Raw genomic sequence first — 20395 nt, 5'->3', positions numbered from 1 at the left:
GTGCCTTTAATTCTCGACCTTCGTCTTTTGTAGGGCGGTTTCCGTTCTTTAGTCTGTGATTCATCAAGAACGTTGCTGTGCATATAACTGTCAGTCACAGCGCGTATTTCCACAATTAGACTTTAGGATGAGAGTGAGGAATGCGCCGCGATATTGCTGAATTTAAAGCGAATGTGGGACGTGGATCGAAAGCTGAGTATTGAACCTATTGGGTATAAGGCACGCTCAGGTTTGGTAAATCGCCTTTAGTTAGGCGCACATACACTAAAGCGGCGGATTTTGCGTCCTGCAGGGCATCGTGTTTGTCTTGAATCGGCAGTTCAAGGTGCTTACAAATCGCATCAAGACTTAAGTCGAAGTAGGCGTTAGGCAAATGACGTTCGAGCTTATCGTGATAAACCTGGCTCACTTCGATGAGCGGGTTCGGTAGTGGAAAGCCTAAATGCCTCAGACAAGCGAGGTCGAGGATCTTTTTGTCGTAGCGAATGTGGTAGCCAACCAAAGGACGATTGCCGATAAAGTCGAGTAGCTTGATGAGCGCTTCTTTTTCACTGATGCCATCCACCAAATCTTGGTGGCGGATATGGTGAATTTTTACTGAACCTGAATCGAGTGATTGCGGGGCGCGCAGTCGAACTTCGAACGGTTTACTGGTGATGATGCGATTATCGATGATTTTGGTCGCAGCGATGGTGACCAGCTCGGCTCTATTTGGGTCCAAGCTGGTGGTTTCGCAATCGAGAGAGACAAACTCGCCTTTTTGTGGCGAACCAAACAGTGGCTGATAAGGTGAGCCTTTCAGCTTGTAATGCCAGTATTTCCTTTGTAGCCAATTCATCCCTGTTACCTCTCGTCTTATTTGCCTAAAAGACTCTAATCACGGATTTGATAATGGAAGCCTAAGAACTGCTTAAACTTCTTCACCACGTGTAAGCTGTGGCGCAGTAGATCTCGTTCTGTCCTGTCTAACTGTTTAATGTCGATGTTGTTCAGTGCTTCCTGCCTACTTAATTGCTGGTTCAAACGGATCTTGAAGAACAGCTTCAGTGCCTCATTGAGGTTATCGGCGGTTTCTGGTTCTAAGATGCGTTTGTTTCTCAGTGCTTCGATACGTTCGAAAGTGTTCTTCTCTTCAATCGCGTATTCCAATGCCAAGGTGCGAATGCCATGTACGATAGGGAAGATGCCGCCGCGCTTTATATCCAGCCCATCTTTAGCACTTTTTACGTTACCAAACAGAGTAAGAGGCACGGAAAACTGCAGAGCAGGGCGAGTGAAATCGGACAGAATCAACATACGATCTTTCATGCTGTCTCTAAGGTGCTCGGCGATAGGCGTGAGCAACTCTCGATTGCCTGCGACCGCATGAGCGTCACTGAAGATGGCTAAATCCATGATTTGTTCTGGCTGTGCTTTGGCAATCCAACCATCGAGCGTTTTTATCCAGTCTTGCTGCGTTCGAACCCACTTAGGATTGTTAACCATGACTTTGCCTGGGCAGAGTGGATAGCCCAGTTGCTGTAAGGTGTGGGTGAGGGTTTGCATGACTTCGGAGCAATGTTCCCATTCCAGCCCATCTTGGATGATCAGTGCGTTATCTTGATCGGTTTTGAGGATTTGCTCTCCACGACCTTCCGAGCCAAGCACAATCAGACAACAGTGATCGTGCAGTGCTGGTGGCACCACAAGCTCAAACGCTTTTTCGATGATTTGTTCATTTACAGCAGATATCAGCTCCATGATGAAGCGAGTACGGATGCCATTGGTTAGCAAGCTGTCTACCAACTGACGCTGTCGATTGGAAGCAAGGGCTAACTCTTCCACGCTGGTTGCTCGCGCAATGCTGAGTGTTAGTACGTGTGAGTGAGTGGAAAACGCACTGAGGATTTGCGTCATGTCCAACATACCGACCGCTTGATTGCCTTCGCACACCATTAGACGCTTCATGCGATTACGCGTCATGGTGATCATGGCGTTAAACAAGAAGTCGCCATCATCGACGTGATAAACAGGGAAGGTCGCAATCTCACTCACTGGCGTATCGAGTGGGTGGTCGTCAAGCATCACGGCATGGAGCATATTGGTTCGTGTAACTATCGCGTAGGGATGTGCCGATGGATATTGCTCTAGGCGTGGGTCATCTTGGTTAAGCTGAACCAAAGCGGCATCAATGCCATTGTCTTTAAGTGTTTTGGTGACCTGATTAATTGGCATATCGGGCGCCAATAGCATTGGTGGATGATAGATACTGCTATCGACTTTAGTCAGAATGAATTCCGCGAGGTTTTGTTGCTGTTGAGCCGCTTCAATGAGGGCTTGGCGTTTCGATAAGTTGTTATCGAAGTAGGCAGCGAACTGTCCGTTCTCGTTGTACAGCTCAAGAAACACTTCTTTGGGCAGCAAATACGAGAGGGTATCTTCCAGTGCCACATATTGATGGCGCACGCTTTCTTCAAACAAAGACCGCACATCAAACATGTCGTCGTTGGCGTAGTGAGCAAACACTTCGTCTTGATCTTTTGAGCGCTCTTCTACGGCACCTTTAATCAGCACGTGCAGGTGAGGGTTGTCTTGCCCACAAGCTAAAATGACATCTCGCGTTCGGTAGTACGCCACATCAAGAGACGAGCGCAGTCGATTTTGCTGTGCGTCAGTCAGGCGGTCGAACGGTGGAGATTGCATATTAAATTTGTCAGGCATGAGAGCACCTAAATTTGGTGGGAACACATTCTAAGTCTGACAAATTTCCCTGCCGAAGCCAGACGACTTTGGTCTAAATCGTCACAATCTAATTTTGCATTTCGAGACCCTGTGCCATTGAGGAAACGGTAAGTTGCCGATTCTTCCCTTTTTCTATTACGCATTGCGATCCATAATTCCGCGTCCCAAACGTTTACGTGGCGGAAGTCGTTAGTTTTTGTCGTTTTTTAGGATGTCAGTGATGTTGAAACCCTCTCCGTATGGCTGGATTTCCCAGTACTTTCTCGGATTCTTTTTTGCGTATGGCGTGTATCTGCCATTTTGGTCGTTGTGGTTTAAAGAGCAGGGCGTTTCTCCAACAGATATTGGTCTGTTAGTGGGGCTAGGTTTAGCGACGCGTTGTGTGGCGAACATGGTACTTACCCCACGTTTGCATAAAGTCGAACACCTAATGCCTGCATTGCGCTGGTTGAGTTTTGCTGCCCTTATATTTGTTGGTTTCCACTTTTTCACTGGCGGCAACTTCTGGTTAATGGCGCTTGCCACCGTCTTGTTTAACTTGTGTTGTGGTCCTGTAGTGCCTCTGTCTGATGCGATGGCGAACTACTACGCGCGTTTGAAAATGCTCGATTACGGTCGTACCCGTTTGTGGGGCTCGGTTGCCTTTATTGCAGGCTCGACTGTGGTGGGTTACTTGGTGGCAGAGTTTGGCTCTGACATGATTTTGTACACGGCGATGGTCGGTGTGTTTATCTCGCTCTTATTTGCAATGCGTAACATCAACCCAATGCCAGTAACACGCGAAGGTCAACATTCTGAGCGCCCAAAACTCTCAGCGTTACTGACGGATAAACCGGTCGTGAAGTTCCTTGTATTAATGGCGTTAATCCAAGGCAGCCATGCGGCGTACTACGGTTTTAGCGCGATTCACTGGAAAGCGGCTGGTCACTCAGAAGATGTGATTGGCTACTTATGGAGCTTGGGCGTGGCAGCTGAAGTTGCTGTGTTTGCTCTGAGTAAGCGTCTATTCGCTGGCTGGTCTTTGCGCACTCTGTTTGTGGTTGCGGCTGGTGGTGTGATGCTACGTTGGGGAATGACTGCGTCTACGACCTCTATTTTGGCGTTGGTGGTAGTGCAAATGCTTCACGGCGTGACGTTTGCAATGGCGCACATTGCTGCCATTCAATACATCCAGAACTCAGCAGAGAACAAGATGGTGGCATTGCAGGCACTATATAACGCAATTCCACTGGGTGCGTTTATCGCGTTGATGACGGTGATCAGTGGTTGGGGCTACGAGCACTGGGGTGCGAATATCTTCTGGTTGATGGCGGCGATGGGCTTTATTGCACTGTTTATCAAAGTTGAGCCTCAAAATGATGAAAGTAATGTGGTTGACCTCTCAGCCAATGCGCCCGAAGTACAGAATTAAGCTTCTGTGACAGAGATTAAAAACTAACCTTTGTCTCTGTTGTGAAAGCAGTGTTAAATGAAACCTCTCCCTTATGGAGAGTTTTTTTTATTCCTTGCTTTAATAACAGCAAGAAAGGCAAGAAAAGTAAGAAAGGATATCGGATGCAAGGATGGCTAGTGATTCCCGTTTCTTTGGCGTATTTGGGAATCCTGTTTTTAATCGCTTGGTACGGTGACAAACAAAAGAGATGGTTAGCGCGTTGGCGACCATGGATCTACAGTTTGTCGATTGCGGTGTACTGTACGTCGTGGACCTTCTACGGCACGGTCGGACAGGCGAGCAACAATCCTTGGTCCTTCCTACCCATCTATATCGCGCCGATCATCGTGTTTACCATCGGCTGGCGCGTCCTCGCTCGGCTTATCTTGATTGCCAAGCGCGAGCACATCACCTCCATTGCCGATTTTATTGCCGCCCGCTATGGCAAATCGCAAGGCTTGGCGGTGGTTGTAACCTTAATCGCGGTGGCAGGCATTCTTCCGTATATCGCTTTGCAATTGCGCGGCATCACCATGGGGTTGGAGATCATCGCACCAGATTTAGCATCTGATCTCAGTTATCAAAACTACAGCGTGTCTTGGTTTGTGGTCGGGGCGATGGCGATCTTCACCATGCTGTTTGGTACGCGTCATATCGATAACACCGAACATCACCGCGGCATGATGATGGCGATTGCGTTTGAATCAGTGCTCAAGCTGGTGGCGTTTTTAGTGGTGGGCGTGTTTATTGTTTGGCTCGCGATGGATACCGAGAGCTTCCACCTCGCTGATATCGCTGCTGAAACCTATGAGTCACCTAACATTCCGACCTTGCTGATTCATACCATTCTGACGATGCTGGCGATTGTCTGTTTGCCACGTCAGTTCCACACCATGGTAGTCGAGAATGAACGCGCGCAAGACTTACACGTCGCGCGTTGGTTGTTCCCGCTGTATCTGATTCTGATGGGCATTTTCGTTCTGCCAATCGCATGGGTAGGGCAAAGCCTGTTGAGTGGCAGCCCTGCCGATACGTACGTGATCAGTGTGCCGATGGCGGTGGGCGCGAATGACATCGCCTTGCTGGCATTTTTAGGTGGTACCTCTGCGGCAAGCGGCATGGTCATCGTCTCGACCATTGCCTTAGCGATCATGGTATCTAACGATTTGGTGATGCCGCTGATTTTGCGCCGGATGAAGTTATCAAAACGTAATCATCACCATTTCTCTACGCTGTTATTACGTATACGTCGCGGGCTTATTCTGCTTCTTTTGATTGGTGCATGGGGCTTTTATCAGGCTTTAGATAGTATCCACTCACTCTCTGCGATAGGTTTTCTCTCGTTTGCAGCGATTACCCAGTTCGCTCCCTCTCTGCTTGGCGGTATGTATTGGCGTCAGGGCAACAAGAAAGGCGTGTATGTCGGTCTGCTGGTGGGTTTCACCATTTGGTTGATTACTTTGATGAGCCAAACCGACATGCTAGCGGGTGACGCAAGCAACAACTTGCTGATTTGGTTGATCACTCCGCCTGATTTATTGGCAGGCTTTGGTATTGCTGTTTCCGACTGGGGCATGATCCTCAGTGTGGTGGCGAATACCGCGTGTTTTGTTGCGGTATCACTAGCTACGCGCCCAAGCATAAGTGAACGCTTACAATCGGCGTCATTCGTTGGTACGCCGTTGCCTGAAAGTGAAAACATCAGCTTGTATCAGAGCCGTGTGACGGTCAGTGAACTGGAGATGTTAGCGTCACGATTTGTGGGACGAACGCGAGTGAAATCCGCCTTCCAAACCTATTGGAGTCAGCAACGCGAAGAGCTACTTCCCAACCAACAAGCTCCTTCTACCTTGATTCGACACACCGAACGTGTACTTGCCGGTGTGTTTGGTGCCTCTTCAGCTAAGTTAGTACTTACTTCCGCTTTGCAAGGCAGAAATATGCAGCTTGAGGAAGTGGCGACCATCGTTGATGAAGCCTCAGAGCTGTACGATTTCAGTCGTGGCTTATTGCAAGGTGCGATTGAACACATTGGGCAAGGCATCGCAGTGGTCGACAAGCAACTAAGGCTGGTGGCGTGGAACCAACGTTATCTGGAGTTATTTGTTTTCCCGCCGGGTTTGATTCAGGTCGGGCGTCCGATTGCGGATGTGATTCGTCATAATGCTGAGCAAGGTTTATGTGGTCCGGGTGACCCTGAAGACCACGTTCGTCGCCGTGTTTATCACCTTGAGCAAGGGACACGACATACCTCTTCCCGTGTGCGTCCAGATGGTCGCGTAATTGAAGTGCAAGGTAACCCGATGCCAGGTGGCGGCTTCGTGATGAGCTTTACCGATATCACCGTGTTCCGCGATGCAGAGCAAGCTCTGAAAGACGCTAATGAGACACTAGAAGAACGCGTTCGTGCCCGTACTCGTGAGTTGGAACAACTGAACAAACAACTGGTAGCAGCAACCCAACGCTCTGAGCATGAGTCGCAGTCCAAGTCGCGTTTCTTAGCTGCGGTAAGCCATGACTTGATGCAGCCGTTGAATGCTGCGCGGCTGTTTGCTTCTTCCTTGTCGGAAGTCGCCAAAGACAGTGAAACCCAAAAGCTGTCGACCCACATTGAGAGTGCATTAGGCGCAGCAGAAGATTTGATTGGTGATTTGCTGGATATTTCGCGTTTGGAGTCAGGCAAGTTGGACGTTAATGTGCATGGTTTTGCGGTCAATGATGTGTTGGCAAACTTGAATGCGGAATTCAGCGCATTGGCGAAACAACAAGGCATTGAGTTCACCATGATCCCATCGTCTTTGATGGTGAAATCTGATCCGAAATTGCTACGCCGCGTGGTACAGAACTTCCTTACCAATGCGTTCCGATATAGCCCGAATGGCAAAGTGGCGCTCGGTGTGCGTCGCGTACAAGGGCGAGTGCGTATTGATGTATGGGACAACGGCATGGGCATCGAAGAAGAGAAGCAACAAGAGATCTTCGAAGAGTTTAATCGCGGTACTCAAGTTCGTTCTGACCAAGGTTTAGGGTTAGGCTTGGCTATTTCGAAAGGTATTGCTCAAGTACTAGGGCATGAAATCTCGATGCGTTCTTGGTTTGGTCAAGGCAGCGTGTTCTCGATTACCTTAGATAAGGCAGAGAAGGTGCACATTCCGGCAGTCAAAGCTGTGAAGAGTGCACAATCCGATTTAAGTCATATTCGTGTACTGTGTGTCGATAATGAGCCAGACATTCTGGTTGGAATGGAAAATCTACTCTCACGCTGGGGCTGTGATATTCGCATTGCGACCGACATCGTTGAGAGTCTGAAAGCGATCGAAGACGATTGGCTGCCGGATGTGATTTTCTCCGATTATCGTTTAGACAATGGTCGAACAGGATTAGAAGTGTTGCAGCAATGCCGCTTGCGTCTGGGTAATCGCTTTGAAGGGGTGATCATCAGTGCCGATCGAACCGATGACATGATGGAAGGCATTAAAGCCAATGGGTTCAGTTTTATCGCCAAACCGGTGAAACCTTTGAAATTACGTTCGGTACTCAATCGAGTCGCCTAGAAAAAAAAGACCTCCGATTGGAGGTCTTTTGCTTTAAGGGGGTGATCGGTCGGTGGCTTATTCTGCAACGCCGCCTTGAGTCAGTTTGGCTGGATCGAGCAATCTTTCTAATGTGGCACGATCTAAGTCCGTTTCTTCTTCCGCGACATCAATGATAGCGCGACCTTGTTTGTAGGCTTTCTTCGCCACTTCCGCTGCTTTTAGGTAGCCAATCACAGGGTTAAGTGCGGTGACCAGAATCGGGTTCTTCGCCAGTGCAACATCAAGGTTGTCTTGGCGCACTTCAAACGTCGCGATGGCTTTGTCTGCCAAAGCAACGGCGCTGTTCGACAGCAGTTCAGTGCTTTCTAGTACATTATGAGCAATCACTGGCAGCATCACGTTAAGTTGGAAGTTACCCGATTGACCGGCAACGGTAATGGTTGCGTCGTTACCAATCACTTGTGCCGACGCCATGGCTGCTGCTTCTGGTATCACAGGGTTCACTTTGCCCGGCATGATAGAAGAGCCCGGTTGTAAGCCTTGCAGTTCGATTTCACCTAAGCCGGCTAGTGGACCTGAGTTCATCCAGCGAAGATCGTTTGCGATCTTCATGATCGCAACTGCTGCTGTTTTGAGCTGTCCCGATAGGGCGACGATCGCATCCTGACTGCTGAGGTTGAAGAAGAAGTTTTTGCTTGAAGCAAACTCTATGCGCGTTGATTGCGTTAGGTTATCAGCAAAAAGATCGGCGAAGCGTGGATCGGCATTGATCCCTGTGCCTACCGCTGTTCCGCCTTGGGCTAACGCTTTCACAGCTGGCAGTGTTTGTTCGATGGCTTGTTTGGCGTGCTCGATTTGGAACTGCCAGCCACCAAGCTCTTGGGCGAAGGTAATTGGCATCGCATCCATGAGGTGCGTGCGACCTGTTTTCACTACATCTTTCAGAGCTTGCTGCTTAGTCTCTAGTGTTTCACTTAGGTGGGACAGTGCAGGCAGTAGCTGTTTTTCAATCGCAATTGCAGAGCTAACTTGAATCGCAGTAGGCACTACGTCGTTACTGCTTTGACCCATATTGACGTGATCGTTTGGATTGACTGTTCCGCCTAGATGCTCAGATGCCAATGTTGCAATCACTTCGTTGGCATTCATGTTTGAGCTCGTGCCCGAGCCAGTTTGGAATACATCGATAGGGAATTGATCGATGTGTTTACCATCAATGATGGCTTGCGCGGCATCAGCGATGGCATTGGCAATATCACCTTCTAGCAAGCCAAGTTGAGCATTGGTAAGCGCTGCGGTTTGTTTGATGTGAGCGAGTGCTTGAATAAACCCTGTCGGCATGGTGTGTTTGCTGAAAGCAAAGTTATCGACAGCGCGTTGAGTTTGGGCTTGATACAAAGCGTTGGCTGGGACTTTGACTTCGCCCATGCTGTCCGCTTCGATACGGAATTCCGTGGTCATGGTAGGTTCCTTTTGTTTAATCGAGTGGCGTCTGTATCAGACGTAATTGTTGTTGTAATGAGAGAAATTTCACATCGCCATCCTCAAATTGGTAGTAGTAACGTTTGAGACAAAGTAGCGGAGTGTGAATAGAATCGAGGCAGACTCGGCAGAAGATGCGGCTGCGCGCAGGGTCCTGAATGGCATCAAGTAGATGGAAGTAGACTTGGCGCAAATACAGCTCGCACAGCAACAGGTTTTCGTGCTCTGCATCGTGATCGTAGATGGACGACAGCACCATACCCCAATGGATGTAATCATGGATCACATCGGGTTCGAAGCCGCTTGGCGCATACACATGAAGGAATCGGTCTTGCGCTTTAAAAAAGGCGTTGTAGATGGCTTGGCTGCTGTCCATAGTTACCTCGATACTTAAGATAATGATAATTATTATCAATTAATTGTCGATTAGCAACCACAGCTTTTTTGAGGAAATAACACAACAAAAAAAGCCGATACTCGGACTCAGTATCGGCTGAAGTGGGAGAGCTCAATCCCTACAATTAAGCTCGGTATTCTTTCGCGAGATAAGGTTGGCTCAAATGCGTCTTCAAGCCTTATGAAGCAAGTAAGTTATTTGTCCGTAAACAGGGTTTCGTATTTCACAAACGCTGTTTGCGTTTCACCGTAGTAGAGCGTGCCTTCAGATTGAATCGCAACACGTAGCCAACTCTCGGCTGATGCAGGCTTAGGCAAAGTGATGGTCCAGCTTTGTCCGGCTTGATCCGCTGGCTTCATGTCAATTGGTTGTGCGTTTTGCTCTTGGCTATCCACGACTGAAAGCTTCACTCCTTCCAGTGGATAAGCCGCATGTAAAGACAACTCTAGGCTATCTTGAGTCAGCTTTTCTGAGCGAAACTTCACTTTAAAGTCACCATTCTCCATATCACACAAGCCACTGGTATAACGGCAATTCGACTTGCTGGCGAGTTTGTAGCTTTCCCCTTCTTTAGCGGCATGAGGCTTTTCACTCAGAGCCATGTCTGTACCGAAATAAGCGATCAAAGACAGAATTGGGGCGATCAACAGAGCGATAATAAAGTGCTTGTTTTTGAACATAAAATACTAATCCCATCAATTATCTGTTCATTTTTACTGGCTAAAATCGCTAATAACTTCGTTAAAGATTTTGAAGTTAGAGCAACTAGCTTGCAGCAATCTTTGCCTTGTTCTAAGCGATTTTTTCCGCGTAACCCCTGAACATATAATCAATGGCATTGGTATGCTTCCTTGCTACGGTTCAGGGAATCTCTAATTATTAGAATAAGTTAAGTGAATAAAAAAGCCCCAAGCGGGGCTTTTGTGGTTTGCGTTATATTTTAGTGGTCTACCGCACCGCCAGCGCCTGCTGGTACACGTACGTGCTCGACTAGGTCTTTTACTTCTTGTGGTGTTTCTGCCGTTACTTTCGATACAGCGAATGCCACGATGAAGTTGAACACAGCACCAATTGCACCAAATGCGTTTGGTTCGATGCCTAGGAACCAGTTCTGCCCCCAGCTTTGTAGGTAAGTCCAGTCAGCAACAAATAGGATGCCTTTGTGCTGGAATACGTAGAATAGCGTGATACTGATACCCGCAATCATACCCGCGATTGCGCCTTCTTTGTTGATGCTCTTACTGAAGATACCCATCATCAACGCTGGGAAGATGGAGGATGCCGCCAGACCGAAGGCGAGCGCTACCGTACCGGCTGCAAACCCAGGCGGATTCAAGCCTAAGTAACCGGCGACCGCGATGGCAACTGCCATGGAGATTCGACTCGCGAGCAGCTCTTTCTTCTCGGATATGTTCGGATTTATCACACCTTTGATTAAGTCATGGGATATCGCGGACGAAATCGCCAGTAGTAGACCTGCAGCCGTCGATAGTGCTGCCGCCAGACCACCTGCTGCGACAAGTGCGATAACCCAGTTAGGTAGCTTAGCAATCTCTGGGTTTGCTAGTACCATGATGTCACGGTCAACTTTCAGCTCATTGGTTGCTGGGTTTGATGTGTACTCGATCAGACCGTCGCCGTTCTTATCATCAAAGCCTAGTAGACCTGTTTTCTCCCAGTTCTTGAACCAGTCAGGACGCTCATCATAAGCAAGGTGCTGACCCGGAGCTGGGTTAACGGTATCCATTAGGTTTAGACGCGCCATAGCAGATACTGCAGGTGCTGTTGTGTAAAGGATAGCGATGAAAACTAGCGCCCAACCTGCTGATGTACGTGCATCACGAACCTTAGGAACGGTAAAGAAACGGATGATTACGTGTGGCAGACCCGCAGTACCGATCATCAATGACATGGTGTACACGAACATGTTTAGCGTGTCGCCACGAACTTGGGTGGTGTATTCACTGAAGCCGAGCTCGGTGACTACTTGGTCGAGCCTATCGAGTAGATAGACATCGGTGCCTTGGATGGTGCTACCTAAGCCGATCTGTGGTAGTGGGTTACCTGTTAGTTGCAGAGAGATAAAGATTGCAGGAATAGTGTAAGCAAGAATGAGTACGCAATATTGAGCAATCTGCGTGTAGGTAATGCCTTTCATGCCACCCATAACGGCGTACATGAATACGATACACATACCGATCAGTAGACCTGTTGAGTAATCCACTTCTAGGAAACGACCGAACGCCACGCCCACGCCTTTCATCTGACCGATAACGTAAGTCACTGATGCGATGATAAGACACACAACTGCTACGATACGCGCTGCGTTAGAGTAGAAACGCTCACCTACGAATTCTGGCACAGTAAACTTACCGAATTTACGTAGGTATGGTGCAAGCAGAAGTGCCAGTAGTACGTAACCGCCTGTCCAGCCCATCAGGAATACCGAACCTCCGTACCCCATGAAGGCAATTAAGCCTGCCATTGAGATGAACGATGCTGCTGACATCCAGTCTGCTGCGGTTGCCATGCCGTTAGCGATAGGGTTTACACCGCCGCCTGCTACATAGAATTCTTTGGTTGAGCCCGCACGAGCCCAAATCGCAATACCAATGTAGAGGACGAACGTCGCGCCAACCACCAGATAGGTAATAGTTTTCAAATCCATCTGAGTTACTCCTTACTCATCTACGCCGAATTCACGGTCGATTTGGCGCATTTTCCACGCGTAGTAGAAAATAATACCTAGGAAGGCATAGATGGAACCTTGTTGAGCAAACCAGAACCCGAGTTTGTATCCACCTAATTGAAATTGATTAAGTACGTCGACAAATAAAATGCCGCAGCCGAAAGACACTACGAACCAGATGACCATCAGGGTAATCATGAGCTTCACGTTCTTGTCCCAGTAGGCTTTGGCTCTTTCTTCGCTTTCAAATGCCATTGCCGTCTCCTTACGATTGGTATTGTTGTTAAAAAAATGTTTCAACATGTACATTAGCAAGGCACTGGCAAGAACTCTTTTCAACTTTAGTCGGGATGCTAAAAAGCAAAAACGCCCATTTTTAGGGCGTTTGAGAAGAAGTGGGAATAAAAGTGTGATGTTAATTTGATGTTAAATTAGCCAAAGGTCTAAGAGTTTTATCAATTAACATAGAAATCTTTTATACCAAGCAGCAAATTATTCAGTGCAACAGCAGCAAGGATAAGCCCCATTACGCGGCTGATGATGGCTGCGCCTACGTTACCAATCACTTTTTGAATCGTGTTTGCACCCAGTAACAAGAATAGGGTAACCAGAAGTACCGCAATCATGACGCCTGCGGTCATTGCTTGGTCGACGAAAGAGTAGCGGTTGTTATCGGTGAGCATCACGATAGCCATCATTGCACCCGGCGATGCAATCGAAGGGATCGCAAGAGGGTAAACGGCTAAGTCAGCGAGATCGGAGTGGCTGACTTCTTCGCCCAGTTTTTGTTCTTGTTCTGGCTTGCTCTCACCAAAAATCATCGACAATGCAAACAGCAATAACACTAAGCCACCAGCGGCTTGGAACGCGGGCAATGGGATTTGCATTGCTTCCAGCAACAACTGACCGGCAATAAGAAAGAACAGCAACACACCCATCGAAATAGCAATGGCTTTCAACGCGACGAGACGACGCTGTTTTGCCGTAAGGTGCTGAGTTTGTGATAGATAAACGGGTACTGAACCAATCGGGTCAATGACGGCCCAGAGTACGACGAATTGAGTGACGAGAATACTTAGCAAAGTATGACCTCCCAGAGTTAGCGGTTTAACAGAGGGATGAAAAAGGCTGCGTGGTGCAATCTATGCCAATCGTAGCTAGTAATCGCTTATTCTAGCTTGTGAAAACGCTCGATAACGGCGTTAAAAATTTCGATTGTAGGAGAACTACTTATCGAAAATTTTCGCCTTGTTCTGAAGCCTTTTTCCTACGCTATTTATAAGCTCTGACTCACTGTGATTGGCATTATCATTTTAACGTCTGTTGTTCTTTTTGCGTCATATAAATGTGAATTAGATATATTTACTAACACATTACTGCTCGGGTTCCATTTGCTGCAGTAGGATGACGGCTTGAGTTCGGTTCTTCACGCCTAGTTTGCGGAAAATTGCGGTCATGTGGGCTTTGATGGTGGCCTCGGAGACATTGAGCTCGTAAGCGATTTGTTTGTTGAGTAAGCCATCGGAAAGCATGCCCAACACTTTGTATTGCTGGGGGGTAAGTGCGGCAATTTTTTCTGCCAAGTCATTACAAGCTGCGTTATTGGTGATCAAGCCTTCTGGGAAGTATGGGTCGCCATTAAGGACTTGGTTAAGGGCATTGACTAGCTCACGCATGTCGCTCGATTTTGGAATAAAGCCGAACGCACCGTGGCTTTTCACTTGAGTGACCACGCTTGCTTCTTCGCTGGCAGATACCACCACCACTGGGATATCTGGGTATTCAGCACGAAGGTGAATCAACCCCGACATGCCATTTGCGCCTGGCATCTTGAGATCTAACAACACCAAATCTGGCTCTTCTTCTTTTTCCAGCAACGCGAGTAGAGCATCCAGCGTATCCGCTTCGAGAAGGTTAGCACCACTCACAGCCATGTGTACCGATTGGAACAAGGCATTGCGGAACAGCGGGTGATCATCAGCGATGATAATGGTGTAGGTCGAATCCATGACGTTAAACACTTTTGACTATTTCGTTAATGGAATTATTGTCCACCTTTAAGAATGTGGACAATATTTATCCGCTAAAAGTCTGAACTAAATCGACTTTTATTAGAAAAATTGCATATAAACGCAACTTTCTCAGTTTTATTGAGACAACAAAAAACGCCAGTGAATAATCACTGGCGTTTGAATGATTCATCATCAGAATCGGTTGATGTGCTCTAAGAAAGGCTCGGCTTGCATAAAGCCCGTCAAACGAGCGTTTGAAACATGTTCGCCATTGGCATCCCAGAACTCAATCGTTGGTAAACCCAGTACATTCATATGTTTAAGCAGCTCGATGTCCTGAATTTGGTTCTTGGTCACGTCCGCCTGCAGAAGAACGAAGTCTTGTAGTTTGGCTTCGACGCTTGGGTCATGGAAGGTGTACTTCTCGAACTCTTTACATGCTACGCACCAGTCGGCGTAGAAATCCAGCATCACTGGTTTACCTACTTGTTTCGCCTGAGCAAGTGCAGCCTCAAGCTCAGCCACGTTAGCAATACGAGTAAAACTCACTGTTGCTTGCTGAGTTTGTGTAGTGGTGTTGCCGCCAAACCAATAGTTCAATGCTGGTTGAGCAGAAGCAAACAAACCAAGCACAGCAATGATGCCTACTGCGCTTTGCTTCCAACCGCCAAATTCTAGGCTGTTTTTGATGTGGTATAGCCAACCAAAAGCCGCGATACCCAGTGCTGACCACAATGCCGTAGCCCACATTTCTGGCAAGATGCGCTCAAGTAGGAAGATAGGAGCAGCCAGTAGAATGAAGCCGAACAGAGTCTTAACGCGATCCATCCAACCTCCTGCTTTTGGCAGAAGTTTGTTGCCGAATACTGCAACAAGAATGAGTGGAATACCCATACCCATTGCTAGTGCATAGAGCGCGATACCACCTGTCAGTAAGTCACCACTTTGTGCAACGTAAAGTAGCGCACCAGACAGAGGAGCCGTGGTGCATGGGGAGCACACCAGACCAGAAATCGCACCCATGGCGAATACACCTGCGCTGCTACCACCTTGTTGTTTGTTGCTGAGGTTGTTTAACCAAGTTTGTACCCCACTTGGCAGTTGCAGGTTATAAACGCCAAACATAGACAGGGCGAGCGTCACGAACAGCACACTCAAACCAATCAACACATAAGGGTGTTGCATCGCTGCTTGGAATTGCATGCCCGCAGACGCCACCACAAGGCCCAGTAGGGTATAAGTCAGCGCCATGCCTTGCACGTAGACAAACGACAAACCTAGCGCGCGACTTTGGCTTAGTTTGCCACTGCCAAGCACGATGCTGGTCAGAATTGGGTACATCGGCAGTACACATGGTGTAAATGCCAAACCTACGCCAAGCGCCAAAAACAGAAGTGGCGTCCACCAGTTATCAGCTAGGTTTGCGGCAAGGCTATCTTGCTGTGTTACTGGCGTCGATGGTGTGTCGCTAGAACTAGATGATTGCGCCGCTGGTGGCGTTGCTGTTGGTGCTTGCTCTGCTTTTGGTGTTGTCGTCGCCGCTGTTGAATCTGAGCTCGACGAAGTAAACGCGCTGATAGGAATCACGCGAGTTTCTGGTGGGTAACAGAAGCCTGCTTTCGCACAACCTTGGTATTGTACTACCACGCGTGCTCCGTCTTGCCAGTCGTGCATTGGGACGTTAACGAACAGAGGCTGAGCGTAGATATGTACGTCACCAAAGAATTCATCTTTATGCGGCGTTCCATCTTCCATTTGCAGTTCGCCTAGCGATACTTTCTCACCCGCTACCGATAGGCGTTCTTGATACAGGTAGTAACCATCACGTACCTGCCAATCCAACATTAATTTGCCGTCTTGCTGGTAGTAGTTGAATGGGAAAGCCTGATCGACAGGTACAAAGGTATCGTTGCTGCTGCCAAAAGCGTTGCTTTGACTGTTGTTTAACTGATCATTGCCAAACAAAGCAAAAGAAGGCGCAGAGAAGGTAATAAGCCCTAAGAGTAAGACGGAGAGTAATGCACGCATAAAAGGTTCAATTCATCTTAGATAATTGCCGTTAGTGTAACTCAATCAGACCTGCTGACTAGCCAATAAGTTTCATGGAAGTGAAGATTTGTTAAGCGCTCTCCAATGCGACAGGCAATAAAAAAGGGAGCCGAAGCTCCCCGAGTAAGACTCTGTTTCTACTAGATCAGCAGACCACCGAATGCGAAGCCAAGTGCTACCGCAGAAGCGATGGTTACCACACCAGGTACAAAGAATGGGTGGTTGAATACGTATTTACCGATACGAGTTGAACCCGTGTCGTCCATCTCAACTGCCGCAAGCAGCGTTGGATAGGTAGGTAGTACGAATAATGCACTTACTGCTGCGAAAGACGCAACTGCGGTAAGTGGCGCCACACCGATTGCTAGTGCTGCTGGCATAAGCGCAACGGTAGTTGCACCTTGCGAGTAAAGCAGCATTGAAGCAAAGAATAGAACAAGTGCTAGCATCCATGGGTAGTCTGCTAGTAGCGCACCAGCCACTTCTTTGATGCCGTCAACGTGCGCGTTAACGAACGTAGAACCTAGCCATGCTACACCAAGAACACACACACACGCTGTCATACCAGAGCGGAATGTCGCTGCTGCTGGGATTTTGCCAGCATCGATTTTGCAGCTCATTACGATAGCTGCCGCAGCTGCGAGCATTACTGTCATGATTGCTTCGTTACGACCTAGAGCAGGGTTCTCGATAAGGCCAACAGAGCCAGAGATTGCTGCTGCGTAACACACTACGAATGCGATCGCACCTAGGAAGATAAATGTCGCTTTCTTCGCTGTTGGCAGGATTTCGCGCTTAGATTCAGTGTTTAGCTTAATCAGACCTTTCTCTAGACGATCTTGGTATTCAGGATCGTCTTTAAGTTCGCTACCCATGAAGTTCGCAACGAATGCACCGATCATACAAGCGATGAACGTTGTTGGGATACAGATCGCTAGTAGCGTCAAGTAGTCAACGCCGAATGGGTGAAGCATTGCTGCGAACGCTACAACTGCCGCTGAGATTGGCGATGCAGTGATAGCGATTTGCGATGCAACTACCGCGATAGACAGTGGACGAGAAGGGCGAACGCCTTGACCTTTTGCTACTTCTGCAATTACAGGTAGAGTAGAGAAAGCGGTATGACCTGTACCCGCCATCAGTGTCATTAGGAATGTCACGATAGGCGCGTAAAAAGTGATGCGTTCGGGATGTTTACGCAAAAAGTCTTCTGCAACTTGAACCATCCAGTCCAAACCACCCGCCACTTGCATTGCTGCGATAGCGGTAATTACAGACATGATGATCAGGATTACGTCGACAGGGATGTAAGCTTGGCTTGTCGGTACGCCTAGGATTAAAGACAATGCAATTACCCCAGCACCACCGGCAAAACCAATGCCGATACCACCGATTCTTGCCCCCAAATAGATGAAGAGCAGAACCACGAAGAGTTCGACCATTACCATATTGATACCTCTTTTAGTTTTTTAATGATTCTGATTTTTTGAGCACTCAGGAACAGGAGTAAGTGTTCAGAAAATCAGAACCTGATCGGCTTACGGCAATAAAAAGCGCATAAAAAATGTGGTTAACCGTATCAGAGCCTAAAAAAGGGCCCCGTTAGGGACCCCTTTACATATACGATTACTCGTAGCGTTTCGCCTTATAAGTCGGATGCATGAAGTTTTCAACCGATAAGATGTCATCTAGCTCTTCTGCAGTTAATAAACCGCGTTCTAGAACCACATCACGTACGCTCTTACCTGTTTCAGCACAGATCTTACCCACAATATCGCCCTCGTGGTGACCGATGTATGGGTTTAGGTAAGTTACGATACCGATAGAGTTGTAAACGTAGTTCTCACAAACTTCTTTGTTCACAGTGATGCCATCGATACATTTGTCACGTAGGTTCACACACGCGTTGTGTAGTAGAGAGATAGACTCGAACACGCTTTGTGCGATAACTGGTTCCATTACGTTAAGCTGTAGCTGACCGCCTTCTGCTGCGAAAGAAACCGTGTTGTCGTTACCTAGAACTTTGAAGCAAACTTGGTTTACTACTTCAGGGATAACTGGGTTTACTTTAGCTGGCATGATTGAAGAGCCTGCTTGCATTTCTGGTAGGTTCAGTTCGTTCAGACCTGCACGTGGACCAGAAGAAAGTAGACGAAGGTCGTTACAGATCTTCGATAGTTTCACTGCTAGACGTTTCAGCGCACCGTGCGTCATCACGTAGGCACCACAGTCAGAGGTTGCTTCGATTAGGTCTTCTGCTGCAACCACTTCAACGCCAGTGACTTCCGCTAGGTGTTTCACTGCTAGTGCTTGGTAACCAGTTGGTGCGTTTAGACCAGTACCGATTGCCGTTGCCCCTAGGTTGATTTCTAGTAGTAGTTTAGATGTGTAATCTAGGGCACGAATTTCTTCGTTTAGTGTTACTGCCCATGCGTGGAACTCTTGACCTACAGTCATAGGAACCGCGTCTTGAAGCTGAGTACGACCCATCTTCAACACATCTTTGAATTCTTGTGCTTTAAGCTCGAATGCGCCTTTTAGGTATTCGATCGCTTCCATCAACTGATGAACACTGTTGTAAACCGCGATACGGAAGCCCGTTGGGTACGCACAGTTTGTTGATTGGCTCTTGTTAACGTGATCGTTCGGGTTGATGAACTCATATTGGCCTTTTTCCTTGCCCATCAGTTCAAGTGCAACGTTCGCGATAACTTCGTTTGTGTTCATGTTAACTGACGTGCCTGCGCCACCTTGGAATACGTCTGAAGGGAACTGATCCATGCACTTACCTGTTTCAAGGATCAAATCACACGCTTCTAGAATGTAGTTAGCAACGTCTTTTGGAATCGCACCTAGCTCTTTGTTTGCTAGTGCAGCGGCTTTCTTAGTCATTACCATGCCACGCACAAATTCAGGTACGTCAGAGATGGTAGTGCTTGAAATGTTGAAGTTTTCGATAGCGCGAAGTGTGTGGATGCCGTAGTAAGCATCGGCAGGGACATGACGTTGGCCTAATAGATCTTCTTCAATACGAGTGGCTTGGTTTGCTGTCTTTGGAGCATCAGATAGTGTAGCCATAACAGGATCCTTAGATAATAATTCTGATATTTAAGTTATTTATTAGCCATTTCTGCAATCAAGAATCCATTCATCAGAGTTTTTGGCTGGAAAAACCGTCCTGACTTATGTGGCACATCATACTGCACCTAGCGCATAAAAATAGTAAGTGGATCACCTTTTTCGCTTTTAATGCGTCAATAATTTGCAAAGTATGAACGGGATATTAATAACCCTTTATGGGTAGATGTTTTTCCTCGACAAACATGGATTTTAAGAGTCCGAAAATAGCACTTTTCAACGATCAATTTTTGTATATGCACCTTTGTTCAAAGAGCGCTTTTTGCACAATGCATTCTCCCTAGGGTGAACACGCTTTTTTACAACGATTCGTTTGAGCTTAGTAGGCTTTTGCCATTACACTGAATCCAACAAAGGAGGGCATGTGTTTCCTATCTTATTATTGGCGTTTATTTTCGTCCCGATCATCGAAATCGGCCTATTTATTCAGGTGGGAGGCTTCTTAGGTCTCTGGCCTACGATTGCTTTGGTGTTGATTACTGCATTTGTTGGTGCGTCTTTGGTACGTAGCCAAGGCATCCAGACGCTAATGTCGGTGCAAGGGCGCTTAGAGCAAGGTGAGCTTCCAGCGCAACAGATTTTTGAAGGTGTGATGCTGGCGGTTGCCGGTGTGCTGTTGTTAACCCCAGGTTTCATGACCGATGCATTGGGTATGTTGGTATTATTGCCAGCACCGCGAGCGGCAATTGCCAAATACCTAATGAGTAAGATGGTGGTGAAGACCATGAACGGTGGCGGCTTCCAAGGTGGCTTCTCAAATCAAGGTCCATTTGAGCAAGACCCGTTCCGTCGTGACCCATTTGATTCTCAATCGGATAACGGCAACACCTTCGAAGGTGAATACGAGCGTAAAGACGACAATGATCGTAACAAGCTCAACTGATTCAATCGGTAAGTAAAAAAAGCAAAAGGGCGCATTCAGCGCCCTTTTTAGTATCT

15 protein-coding genes are annotated in these 20395 nt (G+C 47.6%); 3 read left to right on the top strand and 12 right to left on the bottom strand.

The window, feature by feature from the left end:
• Positions 1-205: 205 nt before the first annotated feature.
• Both OH463_RS22135 and OH463_RS22130 read right to left on the bottom strand, forming a co-directional pair.
• Positions 206-838 (bottom strand): 3'-5' exonuclease, encoded by a 633-nt coding sequence (locus tag OH463_RS22135; RefSeq protein ID WP_167425338.1) that lies wholly within the window; start codon positions 836-838, stop codon positions 206-208.
• 35 nt (positions 839-873) lie between these two features.
• Complete coding sequence (locus OH463_RS22130; RefSeq protein ID WP_269992656.1) at positions 874-2700, bottom strand: DUF294 nucleotidyltransferase-like domain-containing protein; 1827 nt, start codon at positions 2698-2700, stop codon at positions 874-876.
• Between the two features lie 241 nt (positions 2701-2941).
• On the opposite strand from OH463_RS22130, the gene OH463_RS22125 reads away from it, so the two are divergent.
• The gene (locus OH463_RS22125) at positions 2942-4132 is read left to right on the top strand and encodes a 3-phenylpropionate MFS transporter (protein WP_269992654.1); all 1191 of its coding nucleotides are present in this window, start codon (positions 2942-2944) and stop codon (positions 4130-4132) included.
• 143 nt (positions 4133-4275) lie between these two features.
• Positions 4276-7707 (top strand): hybrid sensor histidine kinase/response regulator, encoded by a 3432-nt coding sequence (locus OH463_RS22120; RefSeq protein ID WP_009698905.1) that lies wholly within the window; start codon positions 4276-4278, stop codon positions 7705-7707.
• Positions 7708-7764: 57 nt separating this feature from the next.
• Here the strand turns inward: OH463_RS22120 and OH463_RS22115 are convergent, their stop codons facing one another.
• From OH463_RS22115 to aspA, 10 genes are all read right to left on the bottom strand, one after another.
• Entirely contained in the window at positions 7765-9150 is a 1386-nt protein-coding gene (locus tag OH463_RS22115; RefSeq protein ID WP_269992652.1) for a class II fumarate hydratase, read from the bottom strand.
• A gap of 16 nt (positions 9151-9166) precedes the next feature.
• A complete protein-coding gene (locus OH463_RS22110) occupies positions 9167-9547 on the bottom strand; it encodes a hypothetical protein (protein WP_269992650.1) in 381 nt (126 codons plus the stop codon).
• Positions 9548-9762: 215 nt separating this feature from the next.
• Positions 9763-10248 (bottom strand): hypothetical protein, encoded by a 486-nt coding sequence (locus tag OH463_RS22105; protein ID WP_017190956.1) that lies wholly within the window; start codon positions 10246-10248, stop codon positions 9763-9765.
• Positions 10249-10508: 260 nt separating this feature from the next.
• Entirely contained in the window at positions 10509-12236 is a 1728-nt protein-coding gene (locus tag OH463_RS22100) for a sodium:solute symporter family protein (RefSeq protein ID WP_005448271.1), read from the bottom strand.
• A 12-nt stretch (positions 12237-12248) separates the two neighbouring features.
• Positions 12249-12512, bottom strand: a complete 264-nt coding sequence (locus OH463_RS22095) for a DUF4212 domain-containing protein (RefSeq protein WP_005448273.1) — start codon at positions 12510-12512, stop codon at positions 12249-12251.
• Positions 12513-12712: 200 nt separating this feature from the next.
• The gene (locus tag OH463_RS22090; protein WP_005448274.1) at positions 12713-13339 is read right to left on the bottom strand and encodes a MarC family protein; all 627 of its coding nucleotides are present in this window, start codon (positions 13337-13339) and stop codon (positions 12713-12715) included.
• A gap of 291 nt (positions 13340-13630) precedes the next feature.
• On the bottom strand, positions 13631-14266 hold the full coding sequence (locus tag OH463_RS22085; protein ID WP_005448275.1) for a response regulator: 636 nt from the start codon (positions 14264-14266) through the stop codon (positions 13631-13633).
• A 195-nt stretch (positions 14267-14461) separates the two neighbouring features.
• A complete protein-coding gene (locus OH463_RS22080) occupies positions 14462-16297 on the bottom strand; it encodes a protein-disulfide reductase DsbD (RefSeq protein ID WP_269992647.1) in 1836 nt (611 codons plus the stop codon).
• Positions 16298-16458: 161 nt separating this feature from the next.
• Positions 16459-17766: an anaerobic C4-dicarboxylate transporter gene (locus tag OH463_RS22075; RefSeq protein ID WP_005448277.1), complete on the bottom strand. Its 1308-nt coding sequence runs from the start codon at positions 17764-17766 to the stop codon at positions 16459-16461.
• A 178-nt stretch (positions 17767-17944) separates the two neighbouring features.
• Entirely contained in the window at positions 17945-19396 is a 1452-nt protein-coding gene (gene aspA / locus OH463_RS22070) for an aspartate ammonia-lyase (RefSeq protein ID WP_005428778.1), read from the bottom strand.
• A gap of 424 nt (positions 19397-19820) precedes the next feature.
• Between aspA and OH463_RS22065 the strand changes: the two genes are divergently transcribed.
• A complete protein-coding gene (locus tag OH463_RS22065; protein WP_005448278.1) occupies positions 19821-20339 on the top strand; it encodes an FxsA family protein in 519 nt (172 codons plus the stop codon).
• Positions 20340-20395: the final 56 nt, after the last annotated feature.

Source organism: Vibrio sp. NFR, assembly GCF_027587095.1.
Lineage (GTDB): Bacteria > Pseudomonadota > Gammaproteobacteria > Enterobacterales > Vibrionaceae > Vibrio > Vibrio harveyi.
Note: the sequence above shows the minus strand (reverse complement) of the source record. Positions and strands in the feature narration are given on the sequence as shown.

What these genes read in the sequence shown, in the direction of transcription:
- OH463_RS22120 (WP_009698905.1), top strand. Translation starts at nt 4,276, where the DNA reads ATGCAAGGATGGCTAGTGATTCCCGTTTCTTTGGCGTATTTGGGAATC.
- OH463_RS22115 (WP_269992652.1), bottom strand. Translation starts at nt 9,150, where the DNA reads ATGACCACGGAATTCCGTATCGAAGCGGACAGCATGGGCGAAGTCAAA.
- aspA (WP_005428778.1), bottom strand. Translation starts at nt 19,396, where the DNA reads ATGGCTACACTATCTGATGCTCCAAAGACAGCAAACCAAGCCACTCGT.
- OH463_RS22100 (WP_005448271.1), bottom strand. Translation starts at nt 12,236, where the DNA reads ATGGATTTGAAAACTATTACCTATCTGGTGGTTGGCGCGACGTTCGTC.
- OH463_RS22085 (WP_005448275.1), bottom strand. Translation starts at nt 14,266, where the DNA reads ATGGATTCGACCTACACCATTATCATCGCTGATGATCACCCGCTGTTC.
- OH463_RS22135 (WP_167425338.1), bottom strand. Translation starts at nt 838, where the DNA reads ATGAATTGGCTACAAAGGAAATACTGGCATTACAAGCTGAAAGGCTCA.
- OH463_RS22130 (WP_269992656.1), bottom strand. Translation starts at nt 2,700, where the DNA reads ATGCCTGACAAATTTAATATGCAATCTCCACCGTTCGACCGCCTGACT.
- OH463_RS22110 (WP_269992650.1), bottom strand. Translation starts at nt 9,547, where the DNA reads ATGGACAGCAGCCAAGCCATCTACAACGCCTTTTTTAAAGCGCAAGAC.
- OH463_RS22125 (WP_269992654.1), top strand. Translation starts at nt 2,942, where the DNA reads ATGTTGAAACCCTCTCCGTATGGCTGGATTTCCCAGTACTTTCTCGGA.
- OH463_RS22095 (WP_005448273.1), bottom strand. Translation starts at nt 12,512, where the DNA reads ATGGCATTTGAAAGCGAAGAAAGAGCCAAAGCCTACTGGGACAAGAAC.
- OH463_RS22105 (WP_017190956.1), bottom strand. Translation starts at nt 10,248, where the DNA reads ATGTTCAAAAACAAGCACTTTATTATCGCTCTGTTGATCGCCCCAATT.
- OH463_RS22075 (WP_005448277.1), bottom strand. Translation starts at nt 17,766, where the DNA reads ATGGTAATGGTCGAACTCTTCGTGGTTCTGCTCTTCATCTATTTGGGG.
- OH463_RS22080 (WP_269992647.1), bottom strand. Translation starts at nt 16,297, where the DNA reads ATGCGTGCATTACTCTCCGTCTTACTCTTAGGGCTTATTACCTTCTCT.